Genomic DNA, 20,228 nt, shown 5'->3' on the forward strand with positions numbered 1-20,228 from the left:
CACATGGCGACCACGCAACTGGAACGGCCGGAACAAGGCGGCTTCGGCACGCGCATATTACGCGCGCTGAAAGCCATGCCGCGCGCCTGGAACCGGTTCTGGCGCCTGGTCGCGCTCTATATGCCGAAGCGGCTCTATGCCCGCTCGCTCATCATCGTCATCGCGCCGATGATCCTTCTACAATCGGTCGTCGCCTTTGACTTCATGGAACGCCACTGGGCAACCGTGACGCAGCGCCTGTCGCAGGCCACCGTGCGCGACATCGCCGCCATCATCGACATGATCGAGACCTATCCGCACGACGGCGACTACGCCAACATCATCCGCATCGCGCAGGACCGCATGCAGCTGAAGGTCGACCTCTTGCCGCCCGACCCGCTGCCGGCGCCAGGTCCCAAGCCCTTCTTCTCGATCCTGGACGACGTCCTTTCCACCGAGATCACCCGCCAGATCAACCGCCCGTTCTGGATCGACACCGTCGGCAATTCCAACATCATCGAGGTGCGCATCCAGCTTGAAGGCAAGGTGCTGCGCGTCTTCGTGCGCCGCAGCCAGGCCTATGCTTCCAACACCCACATCTTCCTGATCTGGATGGTCGGCACCTCGCTGGTGCTTTTGACGATCGCCATCCCCTTCCTGCGCAACCAGATCCGGCCGATCCTGATGCTGGCCGAGGCCGCCGAAAGCTTCGGCAAGGGCCGGCCGATGCCGCGCGATTTCCGCCCGCGCGGCGCCGAGGAGGTTCGCCGCGCCGGCTTTGCCTTCATCCAGATGCGCGAGCGCATTGAACGCCAGCTGGAACAGCGCACCGCCATGCTGACCGGCGTCAGCCACGATCTCAGGACCATCCTCACCCGTTTCAAGCTGCAGCTGGCGCTGGCCGGCGGCAAGCCCGAGACCAAGGCCGCGCTCAACCAGGACATCGACGACATGCAGTCGATGCTGGAAGGCTATATCGCCTTTGCCCGCGGCGAAGCGTCGGAAGATGCCGGCCATTTCGATCTTGAGGCCTATTTCCAGAAGCTCGGCGAGGAGGCGTCGCTGCACAAGCGCAAGCTGTCGACCGTGCTCGCCGGCGATCCGGACGTGCATGTGCGCCCGCACGCTTTCGCCCGGCTGTTGTCCAACGTCGCCGGCAATGCCTTGCGCTATGCCAAGACGGTGGAGATCAGCGCCGATCACGGCCGCGGCTCGCTGGTCGTCACCATAGATGATGACGGTCCGGGCATTCCGCTGGAAAAGCGCGAGGACGTGTTCAAGCCGTTCGTGCGGCTCGACGAGGCGCGCAACCTCGACGCCAGCGGCACCGGCCTTGGGCTCTCCATCGCCCGCGACATTGCCCGCAGCCATGGCGGCGACATCATGCTGGACGACAGCCCGCTTGGCGGCCTGCGGGTGGTGATCAAGGTGCCTGCCTGATCAGAGCCGGATCCCGGAAGGCGCCTCGGCCATAAGCCACCTTCATCCGCCCGTCATGAAATCATGGTCAAGAGCGCGCATGAAGCGCGCGACCTCAGTTGATTCGGCTCAGCCGCCTCACTTCGACCTCGTGCCTGCCCGGGTACGCTGGAGCGAAGCGAGGGCAGCCGCGTGGGTGCCGTTCCGCCATCGCATCAAGGCAACCGACGATCCGAGCAAAGGACCGCCATGCGCATCCTGATGGTCACCGACGCCTGGCGCCCACAAGTCAACGGCGTCGTCCACACGCTGGAGCGGCTCACCGAAACGCTGAAATCCTTCGACGTTGCGGTCGACTTCCTGACCCCGAACATTTTTCGCACCTTGCCCTTGCCGACCTACCCCGACATCAGGCTGGCGCTGACGACGCCCGGCCATGTCGCGCGGCTGATCGATCAGCGCAAGGCCGACCACATCCACATCGTCACCGAGGGACCGCTCGGCATCATGGCGCGGCGCTATTGCCGCAACGCCGGCCGTCCTTTCACCACCAGCTATCACACCCGCTTTCCCGAATATCTCAGCGCTCGCCTGCCGGTGCCGGAGAGCTGGGCCTATCGCTGGCTGCGCGATTTCCACAATTCGGGACAAGGCACGCTGGTGGCCACCCAGTCGCTGGCCGACGATCTTGCCGCGCGCGGCTTCAACAAGCTCAGGCCATGGACGCGCGGCGTCGACACCGACCATTTCCGCCCGGACAAGAAGAAGGACCTCGGCTTTCCCGGCCCGGTGTTCCTGTGCGTCGGTCGTGTCGCCATCGAGAAGAACCTCTCCGCCTTCCTCGACCTCGACCTGCCCGGCAGCAAGGTGATCGTCGGCGAGGGACCGGAGCTTGCCAAGCTGAAGGCACGATATCCGCAGGCGCATTTCCTCGGTCACCGGCCCAATGACGAATTGGCGGAGATCTATGCCTCGGCCGATGTCTTCGTCTTCCCCAGCCGCACCGACACGTTCGGCAACGTCATCATCGAGGCGCTGGCCAGCGGCACACCAGTCGCCGCCTATCCGGTGACCGGACCGATCGACATTGTCGGCGACGGCTTTGGCGGCGCGGTGTCGAACGATCTGCGCGAGGCCGCGCTCGCCGCGCTAAACGTCGACCGCGCCGAGGCGCGCGAACGCGCCATGCGTTACAGCTGGAAAGCCTGCGCGGAAATGTTTCTCGACACGGTCGAGGAAGCGCTCGGAACGACGCGCAAGCTGGCGGCGTGATGGAGCCGGCGCGTAGGAAGCCGTGAGATGCAGACCGGGCCGAGCCGGAACGGCGGGTTCCGATAACCAGGCGGAGCATACTTTTTGGGTATGTGGCGTCTGCCCCTGGCGATGCGGAGCGGCGGCAGTTGTGTGACCTCTTCGATGGCGCCCACTCATGCGTTTCCTTCAGGAAATCCAGAACTTCGACAACTTGCCGATACTTTTAGACAAGTCTTGCGCGTGAAATTGTTGGGATGCATTGGGAGATCGTGCGCCGGCAAGCTTTGGTTCCCGTGGGCACTCTCCTTGAGAGAGCTTGCGCGGCAGTTCCTTGCGGTGCATTATTCTGCATCTGTAGTTCGCTGCGGGATTGACACCGATTTCAACGCTGGACCAGTCACCTGCCGTATCGCCGAAGCGTCGCGTCTTGCGCATCAGCAAGACCGTTGCGAAGGTGTTCGACTATTGCCGTGCGAATGCCTGGCCACTCTTCGTGGCCGCCTGGTTTCCCTGCTTTCTGACGACGCTCTGTCTGGCGGCGCTTGCTCTTATTCTTTTTGCCGATCCGGGGCAGGTGCCCGGCTGGCTTCTATCGCGAGGCTTTGACTCCAGGACCTGGCTTTCCGCGATTGTTGCGGCGCCGTTCTCGGCGATGGTCCTTGCGTTCGTTCTGGACCGCATGGCAAACGCGCCCGAGCGCGGCCGTGTCGTTGTTCGGCGCGGCGTTGAACGTGTCAAACGCTTCGCTATCCCGGGCATGCGCTTTGAGCTTGGCCAGCGGATTCTCTTGGCTGCGTTGCTTCTCGCGGTGATCCAGCTTGTTTGCGGCTTTGCCGTCGCCGGCGAGCACAGACTGCTTGTGGCCGCCCTGCTGGCCACACGTGACCTACCGCTCAACCCTGAGGACGTCACGCCTTGGGTGTCGGCGATGGGAGTCTTCAACCTGTTGGCGGGTGCTTTCGTACTTGTCTGGACATATCTTTTTGTCGGTGATTTTCTCTGGACAGGATCGTTTGATCCAATCGGGTGCTGGCGCGCGCTAGATGGCAATCATCTGCGTTTCCTCGCCATAATGTTCATCGTTTTCGCAATAGTTGCCATACTCAAATATGGGCTGGTCCTGGCCGGAGCCTTGATCCTCATTCCAACGGATGCCGCGTCGCCTTCCTTCCTGACCCTTATGCTGATGCATTTCGGACTCGCCTGGCCGTTCGACGTCCTCCATCTCGTACTCTCGGCCGCAACGGTCGGAACCATTCTCGGCGCGTTTCGGCCACCAGCTAGCGCTTCAGTCCGGCCCGCTATGACACGATGATTGCCCCTGCCGGGCTGCCTAGCGGTGCTGCGTGGACGACGGCGCCTGCTCGCTAATCTTAGAACAGCCGCCCGCCGTCCGGCACCTTGCGCTCGATGGCGCCCAGCACCACGGCGCCCTCTTCGTCGGGAAAGCCGAGCGTCAGCACTTCGGACATGAACGGGCCTATCTGGCGCGGCGGGAAATTCACCACCGCAAACACCTGCCGGCCGATCAGCGTTCCCGGCGCATAATATTTGGTGATCTGCGCCGAGGATTTCTTCACGCCGATATCGGGACCGAAATCGATCTTCAGCTTGAACGCGGGCTTGCGCGCTTCAGGGAAAGGCTCAGCCTCGACAATGGTGCCGGCACGGATGTCGACACGATCGAAATCGGCAAAGCTGATCTCGGGCTTGCGCGCGCTGCTCGAACTCATCTTCTTTCTTAGCTACGATCAGGCGTTGCCGTAGGTCTCGAACAGGACGCCGGCCAGCGCATCCTTGGCCGAGGTCCCCGACCAGACGACGAACTGGAAGGCCTGGAAATAGCATTCGCAGGCCTCCAGCGCCGACGACAAGAGCACCTCGACCTGCTGGCTCGACGGCTCGACCCCGCCGGCGAGCAGCAGCGACTGGCGAAACATGATCGCGCCCTCCTGCTCCCAGAGATCGAAATGGCCAAACAGCATCTGCTCGTTGATCAGCGACAACAGCCGCATCACTTCCAACGCACGGGCTTCCGGCACCTTGATGTCGAACGCGCAGGCCAGATGCAGCGCCTCGAAATCCTCCATCCACGAGAAAGAGACGTGATAGTCGGTCCAGCTGCCGGCGACCGAGATCGAGATTTCGTCATCGCCGGCCCGCTCAAAGGACCAGTCATTGTTATGGGCCACCTGCTCGATGACATCCACCGGATGGATTTCGCGGGAGAATTCGAGTTCGAGAAGTTCCATGGAATGCTTCCTGTGTTCAGGGGAGCGCCACACGCTCCGCGGGGGCACACACGACGAACAATCTTGTCTAGAACTCGGACGGCCAGGACTTCACGACACAAAGACCCCGGACCGGACCCCACCGCCCGGCCGCATGACCCTGCTCCGAATCATGCAACAAATTCAGTCTATTGATCGGGAGTCGCGTGAACAGCCTAATTTTTCGCACTGCGTCATCCGCATGTGGAAAGGCGTTGTCACAAAGATTCATGCATCGCCGTTAAACGATTCACGGCAAAGCACTTTTTCGGATTGCGCTTTGTGGAAAAGTTTAAAGATTATTTTTTTGCTTTGGGCTTTGCCGCCGCCGCTGGTGCGGCCTGTCCGGTCAATTCGGCAAGCCTGGCCTCGAGCGCATCGATACGAGCGGCCAGCCTGGTGTTTTCTTCCCGGGCCTTGGCCGCCATGTCGCGGGCGGCCTCGAACTCCTCGCGCTGCACCACGTCCATGGTGTTGAGGATGCGCTCGGCCTGCCCCTTGAAGGCAGTCTCGACCTCGCGGCGCACGCCTTGCGCAGCACCGGCGGCATCGGTCATCAGCTTGGCGAATTCATCGAGAATGCGGTTCGGTCCGGTCGACATGGCAAATCCTCGCTTGCTCGAATTGACGTAGTAGCGCCGCGCGCGGAATGCAAGAACGTTGCGATGCCTGCGGCGTCAGGATGCGGCCACCGAGCAAAATTGCTGGCGATTTTGGCCAATAACTATTATTGTTCGAGTGTGAATTTTGCAGGAGCACCCGTCATGGCCATCAGCGCAGACTTGGGCACCCGTCTCGAAGAAATTGTCAACCAGCTCGTCAGCACCGGCCGCTACAATTCAAAGAGCGAAGTGCTGCGCGAGGGCGTGCGCTTGGTCGAAGAGCGGGAGAAGCGCCTTGCCGCCCTCGATGCGGCCCTTGCCAAAGGCATTTCGGATGCAGATGCCGGTCGGGTCAAGCTCGGCGACGAGGTGCTGGACAAGCTTGAAGCCAAATACAAGGCAATGGCAGAGAGGACCAAATGAAGCGGCTGGTCTTCACAGACCAGGCAGAGGCAGACCTCGAAGCTATCGGCGATTACATCGCGCTGGACAACCCATTTCGAGCCGTCACGTTCATTCAGGAATTGCGCCGCGATTGCGTGGAGTTGCGCACCATGCCGGAACGGTATCCGCTCTTTGAGCGGCACCGATCCCGAGGCATTCGTCGGCGCGTCCATGGCAACTATCTGATTTTCTACCGCGTTGGCGAGATACTGCATATCCTCCACGGCGCAATGGACCCCTGGGGCCGACTTGTTCCTCGACAATTGAAGCCGGCCCCTTCTATACGTGATGGCGCCACGTCGACTATTGTGGTGCTTCCTAGTCGGCTTGCGTTAAGTCGCTCTCACTCAGGATCAACCGATGGCAACGCCTCCGCGCCGACCGACAAATCCGATGGAAGCCGCTGAAGCTGCCTTCAAGCCAATCAAAAAACCGGCGCCACCAATTCGCGAACATGCCGCCGCGCCGAACGTCAGGGAGCTTGTGTCGATCAGGATCGATCGCGCCGTGCTGGATCATTTCCAGGAAGATGGTCCCGGCTGGCAGGACAGGATCAACGACGCGCTCAGGCAATTGGTCGCCGGCAAGCCGCAGGGTTGAGCCCTCCATCTGCGACGTCAAGGCAACCACCACTTTGCCTTGACCCCGCCAAAACACTGCCGCATGGTCCGCGCCCGAACGCGAGCCCTTCCGGGAGACCCTGTTGAACGACTATTTCCTGCTGCCGATGGCTTCGCTGTCCTTCCCCAACATCGACCCGATCCTGGTCCAGATCGGCCCGCTGGCGGTGCACTGGTACGGCATTGGCTACATCGTCGGCATCCTCTTCGCCTGGTGGTACGCCAAGCGGCTCGTCACCAACACCAGGCTGTGGCCGGACGGTGTCTTGCCGATGAAACCCATCGATCTCGATGATTTCATCGTCTGGGCCGCCGTCGGCGTCGTGCTTGGCGGGCGCACCGGCTACGTGCTGTTCTACGATCTCAGGCGCTATATCGACCATCCGCTCGACATCTTCGCCATCTGGCAGGGCGGCATGTCGTTCCATGGCGGTTTGCTCGGCGTCATCCTCGCCATGACGCTGTTTTCCATCAAGCGCGGCATCCGCACATGGTCGCTGTTCGATGTCGTGGCGGCCGGCGTGCCGGTCGGGCTCGGTCTCGTCCGCATTGCCAACTTCGTCAATGCGGAACTGTGGGGTCGCGTGACCGATGTGTCGTGGGGCGTCGTCTTCTGCAACGAGCGCCTCCAGCAGACGGTGGCGGGCTGCGTCGCTGGCCTCGAACCGCGCCATCCAAGCCAGCTCTACGAGGCTTTGCTCGAGGGCCTGGTGCTGTTCCTGGTCCTGCGCTTCCTCACCCATTCGCGGCTGAAGCTGAAGACGCCGCGCTTCGTCGGCGGCGCCTTCATCTGCGGCTACGGGCTGTCGCGCATCTTCGTCGAGTTCTTCCGCGAGCCCGACCAGCAACTCGGCTATCTCTTCGGCGGCTGGCTCACCATGGGCATGGTGCTGTCGCTGCCGATGGTGCTCGCCGGCATCTGGGCGATGGCCACCGCCAAGCCGGTGCCGCAGCCACAGCCGGCATGACACGGCTGAAAACCCGCATCGTCGACCTGATCGGTGCGCTAGGCCCCCTTCCCGTCAACGAGTACATGGCGCTCTGCCTGTTCGATCCCAGCGATGGCTACTACACGACGCGCGAGCCGTTCGGCGCCGAGGGCGACTTCGTTACCGCGCCGGAGATCAGCCAGATGTTCGGCGAACTCGTCGCCGTCTGGCTGTATCAGGCCTGGTCGGCGATCGGCCGGCCGCTGCCGGTCACCATCGCCGAAATCGGCCCCGGCCGCGGCACGCTGATGAAGGACATGCTGCGCACCCTGGCGCGGCTCGATCCGGCGCTCACTAAGGGCGCATCGTTCGCCCTGATCGAGACCAGCCCGCGCCTGATCGAAATCCAGAAGCAGACGCTTGCCGGGAATTCAGCTGACATGGGCTGGCACGAAACCATCGCCACGCTGCCGCAGGCGCCGCTGCTGATCGTCGGCAACGAATTGTTCGACGCGGTGCCGATCCGCCAGTTCATCCGCACCGGCGCCGGATGGCGCGAACGGATGATCGGCCTCGATGTGTCAGATGAATTGAGCTTCTTCGCCGGCGCCAGTTCGGTCGAGGCAACGCTGCTGCCGGACAATGCCGCCGAGGCGCCGCAAGGCTCTATTTTCGAAGTAGCACCGGCCCGCGCTGCACTGATGGCGGCCATTGCCGAATGCATAGCCGGCCACGGCGGCGCCGGGCTATTCCCTGACTACGGCCATCTCCAGCCCGGTTTCGGCGATACATTGCAGGCCGTGCGCAAGCACGCTCCCGAAGACGTGCTGGCCAATCCCGGTGAAGCCGATCTCACCGCCCATGTCGACTTCGCAGCGCTGGCCGCTGTCGTGCAAGCGCATGGCCTCGATGTGGAATTGACGACGCAGGGCGACTTCCTGCTTTCCATGGGTTTGCTCGAACGGGCCGGCCTGCTGGGTAGCCAGGCAAGCGAACGATCACGACAAACCATTGCCGACGCCGTCGAGCGCCTGGCCGGCCCCGATGCCATGGGCACGCTGTTCAAGGTCCTGAAAATCCTGCCGCAAGCCAGGCTGACCGTCAGAGATCGTTTACAAGCCGCTCCGCCACACCGCCAAGGTAGGTCTCCCAGACATGATCGCACATCAGCCGGCGATAGTGCCGCGTGCTGATCAGGCCGCGATACGAAGCGCCGCCGACATGAAAGAAGCTGTTGTCCAGCATGCGATGGTCGACCTCGATGCCGCCGAGCTTCAGGCTGATCGTGGTCTTCTCGGCATTGACGATATTGCTGTCGTCCAGCCTGTCGCGCAGCATCGGCCAGTTGCCGCCGCCAGTATCGAGCCCGGTGTCGAAGCGCGGCGTGAAGTCGAGCTCAAGGTCCTCGACGACGGAAAAGCGAAAGAAGCAAAGCCCCGCCCAGAAATACCAACCGTCATGGCCTCTTTTGGCGGGATATTTGGTGCCGTAGGCGTCCTTGCCCGCCATATGCGTGGCTATATCGAGGGCAACCACCGGAAAGCAGTCATGGTCGAGAAAGCCGAACAGGTCGGGCCGCAGCGGGCGCACGATGTTATGGAAGACCCAGTTCATCGAAATGCCATGCGACCGGTTCGGATTCCATTCGGGATTTCGCGGTAGGCCGAAATAGGCAATGCCGCGCCGCCGGCAGATGGCCTCGATCGCCTGCCGCGCCGCGGGCTTAGACGAATTGTCGATGACCACCAGCGTCATCCCGCTCGAATAGGTCAGCCATGCCTTGGTTAGCGCATCGATGACCCAGGGCGTGTTGTAGGCGATGGAGAAGCAAAAATGCCGCGCGCCGGCTCGCCGCAACTCTTCGGCAAATTCCGCCCCCGACGCTGCATTGCGTGAGCGGAAATAGCCTTTCACCAGTGCGTTGCGAAAATCCTTCGCCTTGCGCACCTGCCGGTTCTGATGGATCTTTCGGATCAGGCTTTTGACTGGATTCCAGCCCATGCACTTTCGCCCGCCCGGGAAATTGTCTGGCCATTGCCTATAGTCGAATGCCCGCTTTTCGCCAACTCGGAGCCAATGCGGCATGGCTGCCGCAAATGCTTGGCCGAACTTCGCCTTGACGAAAGCGCTGGCGCGGACAACAAACCCATCCATGCTGAATCAGTCCAAACCGGATCCTGTTCGCTCGCCGCTGCTGGAAGCGGCGAAGCCGCGAGGCATCCGCCATGGCTACTTCACCCGTATCGGCGGTGTCTCCAGCGGCATCTACCAAGGGCTCAACATCGGCACCGGCTCGGATGACGACCAGACGCGGGTCGCCGAGAACCGCCGCCGCGTCGCTGCCTGGATGGGCGTGCCGGCCAGCCATCTCTTGACTGCGCATCAGGTTCACTCGCCCGACGTCGTCATCGTGAACGAACCCTTCCCCGGTCCACGGCCCAAGGCCGACGCCGTCGTCACCGACCGGCCGGGCATCGCCATCGGTGCCTCGACAGCCGATTGCGGCCCGGTACTATTCGCAGACGCCGAAGCCCGCATCATCGGTGCGGCGCATGCCGGCTGGAAGGGCGCTTTCACGGGCGTGCTTGAAAACACCATTGCGGCGATGGAAAGCCTCGGCGCCCGCCGCGAGCGCGTCGTTGCTGTTCTCGGTCCTTCCATCGGTCCTGAAAACTACGAAGTCGGGCCGGAATTCGTCGCCCGTTTTGTCGAAGCCGATGCCGAAAACATCGGCTATTTCATCCCTTCGGCCAATCCGGGGCATGCGATGTTCGACCTCAACCTCTATACGGTCGACCGGCTGAAAAAGGCCGGCGTGACCGCGGAGGGGCTTGGCCGCTGTACTTATGCCGAAGAGGATCTCTTCTATTCCTACCGGCGCACCACGCATCGCAAGGAACCGGACTACGGTCGGCAGGTTTCGGCAATTGTTTTGGAGAATGAATAATGGCGCTGCATTTCGAACGCTCCGAGTTTGACGCCCGGCGTGACCGGCTGATGATCGAGATGACCGAGAAGAAGCTCGACGCAGTGCTGCTCTTCGCCCAGGAGAGCATGTACTGGCTGACCGGCTACGACACATTCGGCTTCTGCTTCTTCCAGTGCCTGGTGGTGAAGGCCGACGGCTCGATGGTGCTGCTCACCCGCTCCGCCGATCTGCGCCAGGCGCGCCACACCTCGATCATCGACAAGATCGTCCTGTGGACCGACCGCGACGGCGCCAACCCGGCGATCGACCTGCGCAACCTGCTCAACGACCTCAATCTGCTCGGCGCCCGCATCGGCGTCGAATACGACACCCATGGCCTGACCGCCTTCAATGGCCGCCGCGTCGACGAGCAGTTGCAGACCTTCGGTCAGATCGCCGATGCCTCCGGCATTGTCGGCCGTCTGCGCCTGTTCAAGAGCCCGGCCGAAATCGCCAAGGCCGAAAAGGCCGCCAATCTGTCCGATGACGCGCTTGACGCGGCCCTGCCGCTGATCAAACAGGGCGGCGATGAGGCGCTGATCCTTGCCGCCATGCAGGGCGCGGTCTTTGCCGGCGGCGGCGACTATCCGGCCAATGAATTCATCATCGGCTCGGGCGTCGACGCACTGCTCTGCCGTTACAAGGCCGGGCGCCGCAAACTGACCAAGAACGACCAGCTGACCCTCGAATGGGCCGGCGTCTTCCACCACTATCACGCCCCGATGATGCGCACCGTGCTGACCGGCAAGGTGTCGAAGCGCCATCAGGAGCTGTTCGACGCCGCCCGCGCCGCCCTGCTGGCGGTCGAGAAGGCGATGACGCCGGGCAACACCTTCGGCGACGTCTTCGACGCCCATGCCCGCACGCTGGAAGCGCACAATCTGACCAAGCACCGGCTCAACGCCTGCGGCTACTCGGTCGGCGCCCGCTTCACCCCGTCCTGGATGGACATGCCCATGTTCTACCAGGGCAATCCCGAGCCGATCGCACCCAACATGACGCTGTTCGCGCACATGATCATCATGGACTCCGAAACCGAGACGGCAATGACGCTTGGCCGCACCTACCTGACCACCGAATCCCAGCCGAAGCCGCTTTCGCGCCATGATCTCGACTTGATCGTACAGTGAATCCATAATGGCTGGTCCACGCGGGGCGTTCACGGCTAAGGAGTTTCGGGCAGATGAGACGATCGCGTGTGACGACCGTGTCATTGCTCGCAGCGCTTGTGCTGGCCGGTTGCACCAACGCCAAGGACGTCCTCGAACCGTCCGCCATCACGCCGCCGGCAGCCTCTACCCAACCGGTTCAGCCCCCGTCGGCAGCGCCAGGCACCGCGCCAGTCACCACACCAGCGCCGACTGTCGGCGCCACCACACCCGCCAACCCTGCGCAGAGCGCCGCCGCCCTGTCGAAGACGCGGCTGCAGATCGCTCCGATCGTCGGCGCTTCGGTGGAAGCGGCAACGCCGTTGACGGCCGAACTCCAGACCCGCGCCAGGCAGCGTGGCATCACTCTTGCCGGCAGCGCCGATCAGGCCGCCACGCATGTGCTGAAGGGCTACTTCTCGACCATGACGGAAGGCAAGGACACCACCGTCATCTATGTCTGGGACGTCTATGACCCCGCCGGCAACCGGCTGCATCGCATCAACGGCCAGCAGAAGGCGGCGTCAGTCAATGCCGCGGAAGGCTGGCCCGCGGTCGCGCCGGCCACCATGCAGGCGATCGCCGACCAGACGATCGATCAGTTCGCGGCCTGGCTCGGCGGCAGCGCCGGCTGATCCGCCTGTTGCCGGCATCCGTCATGCGTGACGTTTTTGAGATTAGCCGGCGGATTCCCGTCAACGAGGCTTGCAATACCGGCACGGCTCGCTAAAAGCCCGGTTAAGAGGCCTAAGAGAGTTTGTCTGACCTCTCCATCCTTCGCCAGGAACGGTGCATGAAGCTTTTCGCGGGCAATTCCAACCGGGTGCTGGCCGAAGCGGTCGCCCGCTATCTCAACGTCCCGCTGGGCAAGGCCAGCGTCAGACGCTTCGCCGATCAGGAAATCTTCGTCGAAATCCAGGAAAACGTGCGCGGCGAGGATGTCTTCATCCTGCAGTCGACCTCGTTCCCGACCAACGATCATCTGATGGAACTGCTCATCATGATCGACGCCTTCATGCGCTCGTCGGCCAAGCGCATTACCGCGGTCATCCCCTATTTCGGCTACGCCAGGCAAGATCGCCGGGCGTCGGGCCGCACGCCGATCTCGGCCAAGCTGGTCGCCAACATGATCACCCGCGCCGGTGTCGACCGCGTTTTGACGCTCGATCTCCATGCCGGCCAGATCCAGGGCTTTTTCGACATTCCGACCGACAATCTGTTCTCGGTGCCGGTGATGGCTCGCGACGTGAAGGCGAAATACAAGCAGCTTGCCAATGTCGTCGTCGTCTCGCCCGACATTGGCGGCGTGGTGCGCGCCCGCGCGCTGGCCAAGCGCTTCGACGCGCAACTGGCCATCGTCGACAAGCGCCGCGAGCGTCCCGGCGAATCCGAAGTCATGAACATCATCGGCGCGGTCGCCGGCAAGGATTGCCTGTTGATCGACGACATCGTCGATTCCGGCGGCACGCTGTGCAACGCCGCCGATGCGCTGCTCGCCAACGGCGCCACCAGCGTCACCGCCTATATCACCCATGGCGTGCTGTCGGGCGGCGCAGTGGCCCGCATTGCCGGTTCGAAGCTGCAGGAACTGGTGATCACCGATTCCATCCAGCCGACGCAGGGCGTGCTCGACGCGCCGAACATCCGCGTCATCTCCATCGCCGACCTGATGGGCGAGGCGATCTCGCGCACGGCGACCGAAGAGTCGGTGTCGAGCCTGTTCGACTAAGCGGGCGCACACATTAGCGGCCCGTAATCTGCACTGTTGCGGGAAGCAGACGTTTCTCCTGACGCGCTTGGCATGGCATACTGCCCCTCCAAACAGTGGAGGAGTAGCAGATGCGGCGTAGGACTTTGCTCGGGCTTGCGGTTTCCATCGGGGCCGCCTTTTCGGCGCCGGCGGTGTGGGCCGCCGATTTTCCGGACCGGACAATCACAATGGTCGTCCCCTTTTCCGCCGGCGGCTCGACGGATCTGGTCGCGCGCCTCGTCGCCAACAAGATGTCCGAAAAACTCGGCCAGCAGATTGTCGTCGAAAATGTCGGCGGCGCCGGCGGCAGCATTGGGGCTGCCCAGGTCGCCCGGGCCGAACCGGACGGCTACACAATCCTCATGGGCACAGTTGCGACACACGCGCTCAACCCTCTGATCCTGAAGACAAAGCCCTATGACGCGGAGAAGGATTTCGCGCCGATATCGCTGCTTGTGCTGGTGCCGAACGTCCTAGTCGTAAACCCTGAATTTCCCGCCAAGGACGTCAAGGAACTGATCGAGCTGTTGAAGAAGGACCCGGACAAATACGCCTACGCCTCCTCGGGCAATGGCACCCCGCTGCATCTCTCGGGCGAGCTTTTCAAGACGATGGCCGGCGTCAGCATGCAGCACATTCCCTACAAGGGCGCCGGACCGGCCTTGAACGACGTCATAGGCAATCAGGTGCCGATGATGTTCGACAACCTTCCGTCCTCATCGGGCCATATCAAGAGCGGGACGCTGAGGGCGCTCGGCGTCACCACCAAGGAGCGCGTCCCCTCCTTCCCCGACATACCGGCCATCGCCGAAACCATTCCCGGTTATGAGACCTACAGCTGGAACGCATTGTTCGCGCCCGCGGGCACGCCGCCGGAAGTGGTTGCCGTGCTTCAGAAGGCAGCAGTTGAATCCTTGAAGGATCCGGATGTGATTGCTCGCATGGCCCAGTTCAGCGCCTCGATCGTGGCCTCCACCCCGGAGGAGCTTGGCGCGCATGTGAAAGCCGAGCTCGCCAAATGGGAGCCGATCGTCAAGGCCAGCGGCGTCCAGATGGACTAGCGGCGTCAATGCACTGCTCCGACGCCATTTTAGGGGGCCGGAGCCTCAAGTCGCGGCGGGGCCCGCCGCACGGCGTCGCCATTGTCGCGCGCGCCGCGCATATAACCGCGCGGCGAGGCGCCCAGCATGCGCTTGAACATGGTGATGAAGGCCGGCACGCTGTCATAGCCGAGGTCGAGCGCCACCCTGGTGATCGGCTCGCCGTCGGCGAGCCTGGGCAGCGCCGCGAACAGACAGGCCTGTTGGCGCCATGTCGACAGTGACAGCCCGGTCTGGCGGTGGAAGGCGCGGGTGAACGAGCGTCGGCTCATCCCGGCGGCATCGGCCCACTCGTCGATCGTGGCATGCGGAGACGGTGCGGCGACAAACCGCCGGCAGAGCGCCGCCAGCCTCGGATCGGACGGGAACGGCAGCCCGAGCGGCCGTTCCGGCAAGATCGGGATTTCATGCAACAGCAGGTTCATGATCAGCCCGCCGCGTCCTTCCAGTTCGCCGCCTTGCGGCAGCTTTTCCGATTCCACGATCAGGCTGTGCATCAGCTCGGTGACGCCGACGACGCGCAAACCTTCCGGCAGGCCGGGGATCGCGCCCGGCATGACGTAGACCGAGCGCATCGAGACATCGCCCAGCATTTCAACGGAATGCTCGGTGCCGGCCGGTATCCACATTGCGTGGTCGGGCGGCACCATCCAGCGCCCGTACCGTGTCGTCACCAGCACGACACCGACCAGCGCATGCAGCAACTGGCTGCGGCTGTGGCGGTGTTGCGGCACGTGGTAGCCGTCCGGATATTCGGTCGGCAAAGCCACCGCCGGCCCGGAAACCTCCTCCAGCCACTGCCAGCGGCTTTCGTGCAATCGGCCGAGATCGGCATTGCCGGCGCGGAAGACGTCCCTGCCATGTGGCATTGGCTATGGCCCACTTGCGAAACTATTGGACCAAACCACGAAAGAAGTCGCCTCGCAAGCAGCTTATAAGGCAGTCGTCCCCCAAGGCGCTTCAGACGAGCGTCCTTAAGACGGTCCGCAAGATGCGGCCGCCAAGCCTGTCTGCGGGCAAACGCCCGCCAAAAAGACCTCGGAGCCTGCCTTGACCGATACGACAGCCGCCAGCATTGCGCCAACCCCGAGCGCCAGCCTCCCTTCAGTCCAGGCGACCGCCTTCACCGTCATCCTGGCAGTAAGCTTTTGCCACGGCATCAACGACATCATGCAGTCGCTGCTGCCGGCGATCTATCCGCTGCTGAAAGAGAATTACGGTCTCGATTTCTGGCAGATCGGCCTTTTGACCTTCACCTTCCAGGTCACGGCGTCGCTGCTGCAACCGATCATCGGCATGATCACCGACAAGCGGCCAATGCCCTATTCCCTGCCCTACGGCATGGCGTCCTCGCTGATCGGCCTGATCGTGCTCGCCTATGCCGGCCATTATGCGCTGCTGCTGGTCGGCGCCTCGCTGATCGGCATCGGCTCGGCCATCTTCCATCCGGAATCCTCGCGCATCGCTCGTTTTGCCTCGGGCGGCCGCTTCGGCCTGGCGCAATCGCTGTTCCAGGTCGGCGGAAATTTCGGCCAATCGATGGGGCCGCTGCTCGCCGCCTTCATCGTCGTACCCTTCGGCCAGACCAGCATTTTCTGGTTCGCCGTTGGCTCGCTGATCGGCATCATCGTTCTGTCGCGGGTCGGCGGCTGGTACAGCCGGATGCGCGCCGCGCAGGGCAGCCGCAAGGCGGCAAGCTTCGTCTCGCCCTTCCCGCGCAAGAAGGTCATGGGAGCGCTGGCCGTGCTGACGCTGCTGGTGCTGACCAAGAACGCCTACATCGCCTCGCTCTCAAGCTACTACACCTTCTATTCCATCCATAAGTTCGGCGTTTCGGTGCAGATGAGCCAAGTCATGCTGTTCCTGTTCCTCGGCGCCTCGGCGCTGGGCATCCTGCTCGGCGGCCCGTTCGGCGACCGCTACGGCCAGAAGGCGATGATCTGGTTCTCGATCGTCGGCGTGCTGCCGTTCACGCTGGCGCTGCCCTACGCCAATTTCGAATGGACGATGGTGCTGACGGTGCTGATCGGCCTGATCCTGTCCTCGGCCTTCTCCAACATCGTGGTGTTTGCACAGGAATTGGTGCCGGGGCGTGTCGGCACGATCGCCGGCATCTTCTTCGGTTTCGCCTTCGGCATGGGCGGAATCGCGGCTGCCGTGCTCGGCGTCGTCGCCGACATGAAGGGCATCGATTTCGTCTTCCAGGTCTGCTCGTATCTGCCGCTGCTCGGCTTGCTGACGGTGTTCCTGCCCAACATGAAGGAAGCCAGGAAGGCGCAGGCGGCGACCAGTTAGAAATCAGATATCTTCCCGATCTGACAGGAGGGCGTGGCATCTGCTGCGCCCTCTTTGATTCTTTCACCACACGCCGGATGGAAAGCCTGTTAGGAGATAGTCATCAACGAAGGCGTGGGGCCTCCGAAATCTCTGGAGAATGATATGCGCAAGATCGTGTTGGCCGTGTTGAGTGTGCTTCTCGTTACCGTGCCGGCTACGGCACGCATCGTACCTTTTCCACCGGGTTTCAAGACGCAGTCCGTCGAAACCAACGGCACCAAACTCTATGTGCGCGTCGGCGGAAAGGGTCCCGCCGTCGTGCTGCTGCACGGCTTCGCCGATACCGGAGACATGTGGGGCGCCGCGGCGGCGGCGCTTGCGAAGGACCACACCGTCATCGTGCCGGACTTGCGCGGCATGGGTCTGTCTGCCCACCCGGAAGCGGGCTACACCAAGAAGAACCAGGCCGTTGATATCGCCGGGGCGATGGACGCGCTTAAGATCGACAAGGCAGATCTGGTCACCCACGACATCGGCAACATGGTCGGCTATGCGCTTGCCGCGCAATATCCCAAGCGCATCACCAAATGGGTCATCATCGATGCGCCGCTGCCAGGAATCGGCGACTGGGAAAAGATAAAGCAAAGCCCGCTGCTTTGGCACTTCAACTTCCGCGGCCCGGATATGGAGCGGCTGGTCGCAGGGCGCGAGCGCATCTATCTCGATCGCTTCTACAACGAGCTGTCGGCCGATCCCAAGAAGATCGACGAGGCAACGCGCAAGCACTACGCCAAACTCTATGCTCGCCCGCATGCGATGCATGACGCGTTCGAGCAGTTCAAGGCCTTTGACCAGGACGCGATCGACAACCAGGCGATGCTCGCCGCCGGTGGCAAACTGACCATGCCGGTGCTGGCTGTTGGCGGGGAAAAATCCGCCGGCACCACGCAGGCCGATACCTTGCGGCTTGTTGCGACCGATGTCACGGGCGCAATCGTGCCTGGCTCCGGTCACTGGATCATGGAGGAAAATCCCGACGCCACCGTCAAACTGATCGCTAGTTTTCTCGCCAGATAGGCACTGTCTCGCAGACATTCGATGAAACACAAAGGCACCCGCCTGACGGCGGGTGCCTTGCCCATCCAAGTGGCAGATTCTACGCCTTGAAGAAGGCCAGCAAATCGGCGTTGATGACATCGGCATGAGTTGTCGCCATGCCATGCGGGAAGCCCTTGTAGACCTTGAGCTCGCCCTTCTTGAGCAGCTTGACCGACAGCAGCGCCGAGTCGGCGATCGGGACGATCTGGTCGTCGTCGCCATGCATGACCAGCACCGGCACGTCGATGGCCTTCAAATCATCCGTGAAGTCGGTTTCCGAGAACGCCTTGATGCAGTCATAATGCGCCTTGGTGCCGCCCATCATGCCTTGGCGATACCAGTTGTCGATGACGCCTTGCGATATCTGGGCGCCCGGGCGGTTGAATCCGTAGAACGGACCAGCGGGTACATCCACGTAAAGCTGAGCGCGGTTGGCCGCGACGCCCGAGCGGAAACCGTCGAACACTTCGATCGGCAGGCCGCCGGGATTGGCCGGTGTCTTCAGCATGATCGGCGGCACCGCACCGAGGAGCGCCGCCTTGGCGACGCGGCCGCCTGAACCGTACTTGGCGACATAGCGCGCCACCTCGCCGCCGCCGGTCGAATGGCCGACATGGATGGCGTTCTTGAGGTCGAGATGCGCCGCTAGCTCGGCGACATCGGCGGCGTAAGTGTCCATCTCATTGCCGGTATCGGTCTGGGTCGAACGGCCATGGCCGCGCCGGTCATGGGCAATGACGCGGTAGCCTTGCGCCAGGAAGAACAGCATCTGCGCGTCCCAGTCATCGCTGCTCAGCGGCCAGCCATGATGGAAGACGATGGGCTGGCCGGTTCCCCAATCCTTGTAGAAAATCTCGGTACCGTCCTTGGTGGTGATCGTGCTGCTGCCGGGCTTGGTCATCTCAATCTCCATTTATTGTCTTTCGCGATAATCAATATCGCGATAACAATATGACTAACGCAGATCGAAACTCTTGTCTACAGAAAACATGTATCGCGATATCATTTTTCGTGGTACATATCGAAAACGCTCAGTCGGCAAAGGAATGTGTCGTGCCTCTCCCGTTGGACAACCAGCTCTGTTTCACGCTCTACGCCACCAGCATGGCGATCAACCGCACCTACAAGCCGATGCTGGACAAGATGGGGATCACCTATCCGCAGTATCTCGTGCTCAATGCGCTTGCCGAGGCCGACGGCATGTCGGTCGGCTCGATTGCGCACAGGCTCGCTCTGGAATCGAGCACGATCACGCCGCTGGTCAAGCGCATGGAGCAGGCAGGTCTCGTCACCCGCCAGCGCAGCCACACCGACGAGCGCCAGGTGCAGGTCGACCTGACCCCAGCCGGCCGCGCCCTGCTCGTCCAGTGCAACTGCCTCAACGAAACCCTGATCGAGCGCTCAGGCATGACGCTGGCTGAGCTCGACGCCCTGAACCGGCAGATCCAGACGCTGCGTGACGCGCTGAGCCGCAGTCAGGGATAGCCCTACCCGAGATCCCTGCCGGCCAGCCAGCGGACGATGTTGCCCATCAGCTTGCCGTAGAGCGGCCAGCCGAGAAAGTCCTGCGACAGCCAATGCGGGCCGATATCGGTCGCCCAGGCCACTGTGCGGCCGCGGCCATGCTCACGAACCGCAAGCAGCGGCCAGTCCGTGCCGCGATAGTGGCAGGTCGCCAGGAGCTGGGACGAACCGTCACGTCTGAAATCGAGCTTGTTCATCCCGAGGATAGGCGGCAGCGGACCTGCCACACCGGCAAGGATCGGATGCAACGGCTGCAGGATGGAAGCCTGCAGACCTTGTGGCACTTCCAGCCCGTCCGAGAATGGCAGGCAGCGCACGGGCAGCACGTCCTCGACCGGCGTATCGTGAAACCGCGCCGTCCCGAACATGCCCTGAAACCCCATATAGCCGCCGGCCAGCATCAGCCCCCCGCCGCCTTCGACATAGGCCTTGAGCACCTCGAGGCGGTTGACGCCGATGCGCCCGGCACGGGCTTCTGGCGTCACCAGCAAGGTCAGCGCGCCGACATCGGAGATCACCACCGCCTGATATTCAGCGAGCGCGTCGAGGTCATAGGGAAATTCGGCGGCACAGCGATCGCCGCCGATCTGCGTCACCACGATACCCTCTGCGGCAAGCGCGGCATTGAAGGCTGTCGCGCCGTTGACCCACGTCGCACTTGTCAGCACGTCGCCGCCGGCAGCGACCGAAGTTGTCGCCGCGAAGGTCTCGCCCGCCAGCAAGAGTTTCATCGTCGCCCTCGCGCTGTTCAGCTGAAGATTGGAAGGTGGGCGCCGGCTCGAGCCGGCGCCCGCCTGGCCGTGGGGGGCCTAGGGCCGGATGATTTAAGGGGGGGTGGCCCTGATA

Annotated in this window: 23 protein-coding genes; 16 read left to right on the forward strand and 7 right to left on the reverse strand. The window is 62.7% G+C overall.

Going from position 1 to position 20,228, the window contains the following annotated elements:
• Positions 1-3 precede the first annotated feature (3 nt).
• The 3 genes from FJV77_RS24890 (at position 4) to FJV77_RS24900 (ending at position 3,967) form a co-directional block, all read left to right on the forward strand.
• Entirely contained in the window at positions 4-1,419 is a 1,416-nt protein-coding gene (locus FJV77_RS24890) for an ATP-binding protein (protein ID WP_142869234.1), read from the forward strand.
• A gap of 228 nt (positions 1,420-1,647) precedes the next feature.
• Positions 1,648-2,670 carry a glycosyltransferase family 1 protein gene (locus FJV77_RS24895; protein WP_142869235.1) on the forward strand — a complete coding sequence of 341 codons (1,023 nt, stop codon included), beginning with the start codon at positions 1,648-1,650 and terminating at the stop codon, positions 2,668-2,670.
• A gap of 409 nt (positions 2,671-3,079) precedes the next feature.
• Positions 3,080-3,967 carry a hypothetical protein gene (locus FJV77_RS24900; RefSeq protein WP_246691379.1) on the forward strand — a complete coding sequence of 296 codons (888 nt, stop codon included), beginning with the start codon at positions 3,080-3,082 and terminating at the stop codon, positions 3,965-3,967.
• Between the two features lie 58 nt (positions 3,968-4,025).
• Here FJV77_RS24900 and FJV77_RS24905 read toward each other — a convergent pair whose 3' ends face one another.
• From FJV77_RS24905 to FJV77_RS24915, 3 genes are all read right to left on the reverse strand, one after another.
• Positions 4,026-4,385, reverse strand: coding sequence for a tRNA-binding protein (locus tag FJV77_RS24905; protein ID WP_142869237.1), 360 nt, complete (start codon positions 4,383-4,385; stop codon positions 4,026-4,028).
• An 18-nt stretch (positions 4,386-4,403) separates the two neighbouring features.
• Positions 4,404-4,904, reverse strand: a complete 501-nt coding sequence (locus FJV77_RS24910) for a YbjN domain-containing protein (protein WP_006202532.1) — start codon at positions 4,902-4,904, stop codon at positions 4,404-4,406.
• Positions 4,905-5,221: 317 nt separating this feature from the next.
• Positions 5,222-5,524: an accessory factor UbiK family protein gene (locus tag FJV77_RS24915; RefSeq protein WP_023711152.1), complete on the reverse strand. Its 303-nt coding sequence runs from the start codon at positions 5,522-5,524 to the stop codon at positions 5,222-5,224.
• 162 nt (positions 5,525-5,686) lie between these two features.
• Between FJV77_RS24915 and FJV77_RS24920 the strand changes: the two genes are divergently transcribed.
• The 5 genes from FJV77_RS24920 (at position 5,687) to FJV77_RS24940 (ending at position 8,710) form a co-directional block, all read left to right on the forward strand.
• On the forward strand, positions 5,687-5,947 hold the full coding sequence (locus FJV77_RS24920; RefSeq protein WP_142869238.1) for a type II toxin-antitoxin system ParD family antitoxin: 261 nt from the start codon (positions 5,687-5,689) through the stop codon (positions 5,945-5,947).
• Entirely contained in the window at positions 5,944-6,375 is a 432-nt protein-coding gene (locus tag FJV77_RS33400; protein WP_142869239.1) for a type II toxin-antitoxin system RelE/ParE family toxin, read from the forward strand. Before FJV77_RS24920 ends, FJV77_RS33400 begins: the two co-directional genes overlap by 4 nt.
• Entirely contained in the window at positions 6,329-6,568 is a 240-nt protein-coding gene (locus FJV77_RS24930; RefSeq protein WP_142869240.1) for a BrnA antitoxin family protein, read from the forward strand. The genes FJV77_RS33400 and FJV77_RS24930 overlap by 47 nt, the downstream gene beginning before the upstream one ends.
• 103 nt (positions 6,569-6,671) lie before the next feature.
• Entirely contained in the window at positions 6,672-7,556 is an 885-nt protein-coding gene (gene lgt, locus FJV77_RS24935; protein WP_142869241.1) for a prolipoprotein diacylglyceryl transferase, read from the forward strand.
• On the forward strand, positions 7,553-8,710 hold the full coding sequence (locus FJV77_RS24940; protein WP_142869242.1) for a class I SAM-dependent methyltransferase: 1,158 nt from the start codon (positions 7,553-7,555) through the stop codon (positions 8,708-8,710). The genes lgt and FJV77_RS24940 overlap by 4 nt, the downstream gene beginning before the upstream one ends.
• On the opposite strand, the gene FJV77_RS24945 is transcribed toward FJV77_RS24940, so the two are convergent.
• The gene (locus FJV77_RS24945; protein ID WP_142869243.1) at positions 8,619-9,518 is read right to left on the reverse strand and encodes a hypothetical protein; all 900 of its coding nucleotides are present in this window, start codon (positions 9,516-9,518) and stop codon (positions 8,619-8,621) included. The two genes, FJV77_RS24940 and FJV77_RS24945, sit on opposite strands and share 92 nt — an antisense overlap.
• A 151-nt stretch (positions 9,519-9,669) precedes the next feature.
• On the opposite strand from FJV77_RS24945, the gene pgeF reads away from it, so the two are divergent.
• The 5 genes from pgeF to FJV77_RS24970 all read left to right on the forward strand — a co-directional run bounded on the left by pgeF (position 9,670) and on the right by FJV77_RS24970 (position 14,444).
• Positions 9,670-10,464, forward strand: a complete 795-nt coding sequence (gene pgeF / locus FJV77_RS24950; RefSeq protein WP_142869244.1) for a peptidoglycan editing factor PgeF — start codon at positions 9,670-9,672, stop codon at positions 10,462-10,464.
• Positions 10,464-11,615, forward strand: coding sequence for a Xaa-Pro peptidase family protein (locus FJV77_RS24955; RefSeq protein WP_142869245.1), 1,152 nt, complete (start codon positions 10,464-10,466; stop codon positions 11,613-11,615). Before pgeF ends, FJV77_RS24955 begins: the two co-directional genes overlap by 1 nt.
• Before the next feature lie 53 nt (positions 11,616-11,668).
• Complete coding sequence (locus FJV77_RS24960; protein ID WP_142869246.1) at positions 11,669-12,268, forward strand: hypothetical protein; 600 nt, start codon at positions 11,669-11,671, stop codon at positions 12,266-12,268.
• A gap of 158 nt (positions 12,269-12,426) precedes the next feature.
• On the forward strand, positions 12,427-13,362 hold the full coding sequence (locus FJV77_RS24965; protein ID WP_142869247.1) for a ribose-phosphate pyrophosphokinase: 936 nt from the start codon (positions 12,427-12,429) through the stop codon (positions 13,360-13,362).
• 110 nt (positions 13,363-13,472) lie between these two features.
• Entirely contained in the window at positions 13,473-14,444 is a 972-nt protein-coding gene (locus FJV77_RS24970) for a tripartite tricarboxylate transporter substrate binding protein (protein WP_142869248.1), read from the forward strand.
• A gap of 29 nt (positions 14,445-14,473) precedes the next feature.
• On the opposite strand, the gene FJV77_RS24975 is transcribed toward FJV77_RS24970, so the two are convergent.
• Positions 14,474-15,352: a helix-turn-helix transcriptional regulator gene (locus tag FJV77_RS24975; protein WP_142869249.1), complete on the reverse strand. Its 879-nt coding sequence runs from the start codon at positions 15,350-15,352 to the stop codon at positions 14,474-14,476.
• Between the two features lie 181 nt (positions 15,353-15,533).
• On the opposite strand from FJV77_RS24975, the gene FJV77_RS24980 reads away from it, so the two are divergent.
• The gene (locus FJV77_RS24980) at positions 15,534-16,778 is read left to right on the forward strand and encodes an MFS transporter (protein WP_142869250.1); all 1,245 of its coding nucleotides are present in this window, start codon (positions 15,534-15,536) and stop codon (positions 16,776-16,778) included.
• Between the two features lie 144 nt (positions 16,779-16,922).
• Positions 16,923-17,837: an alpha/beta hydrolase gene (locus FJV77_RS24985; protein WP_142869251.1), complete on the forward strand. Its 915-nt coding sequence runs from the start codon at positions 16,923-16,925 to the stop codon at positions 17,835-17,837.
• Between the two features lie 79 nt (positions 17,838-17,916).
• Here the strand turns inward: FJV77_RS24985 and FJV77_RS24990 are convergent, their stop codons facing one another.
• Positions 17,917-18,759 (reverse strand): alpha/beta hydrolase, encoded by an 843-nt coding sequence (locus tag FJV77_RS24990; protein WP_142869252.1) that lies wholly within the window; start codon positions 18,757-18,759, stop codon positions 17,917-17,919.
• Between the two features lie 152 nt (positions 18,760-18,911).
• On the opposite strand from FJV77_RS24990, the gene FJV77_RS24995 reads away from it, so the two are divergent.
• On the forward strand, positions 18,912-19,343 hold the full coding sequence (locus tag FJV77_RS24995; RefSeq protein ID WP_142869253.1) for a MarR family transcriptional regulator: 432 nt from the start codon (positions 18,912-18,914) through the stop codon (positions 19,341-19,343).
• A gap of 2 nt (positions 19,344-19,345) precedes the next feature.
• Here FJV77_RS24995 and FJV77_RS25000 read toward each other — a convergent pair whose 3' ends face one another.
• Entirely contained in the window at positions 19,346-20,113 is a 768-nt protein-coding gene (locus FJV77_RS25000; protein WP_142869254.1) for a glutamine amidotransferase, read from the reverse strand.
• Between the last annotated feature and the right edge of the window lie 115 nt (positions 20,114-20,228).

It is taken from the genome of Mesorhizobium sp. WSM4306 (genome assembly GCF_007003975.1).
Classification (GTDB): domain Bacteria; phylum Pseudomonadota; class Alphaproteobacteria; order Rhizobiales; family Rhizobiaceae; genus Mesorhizobium.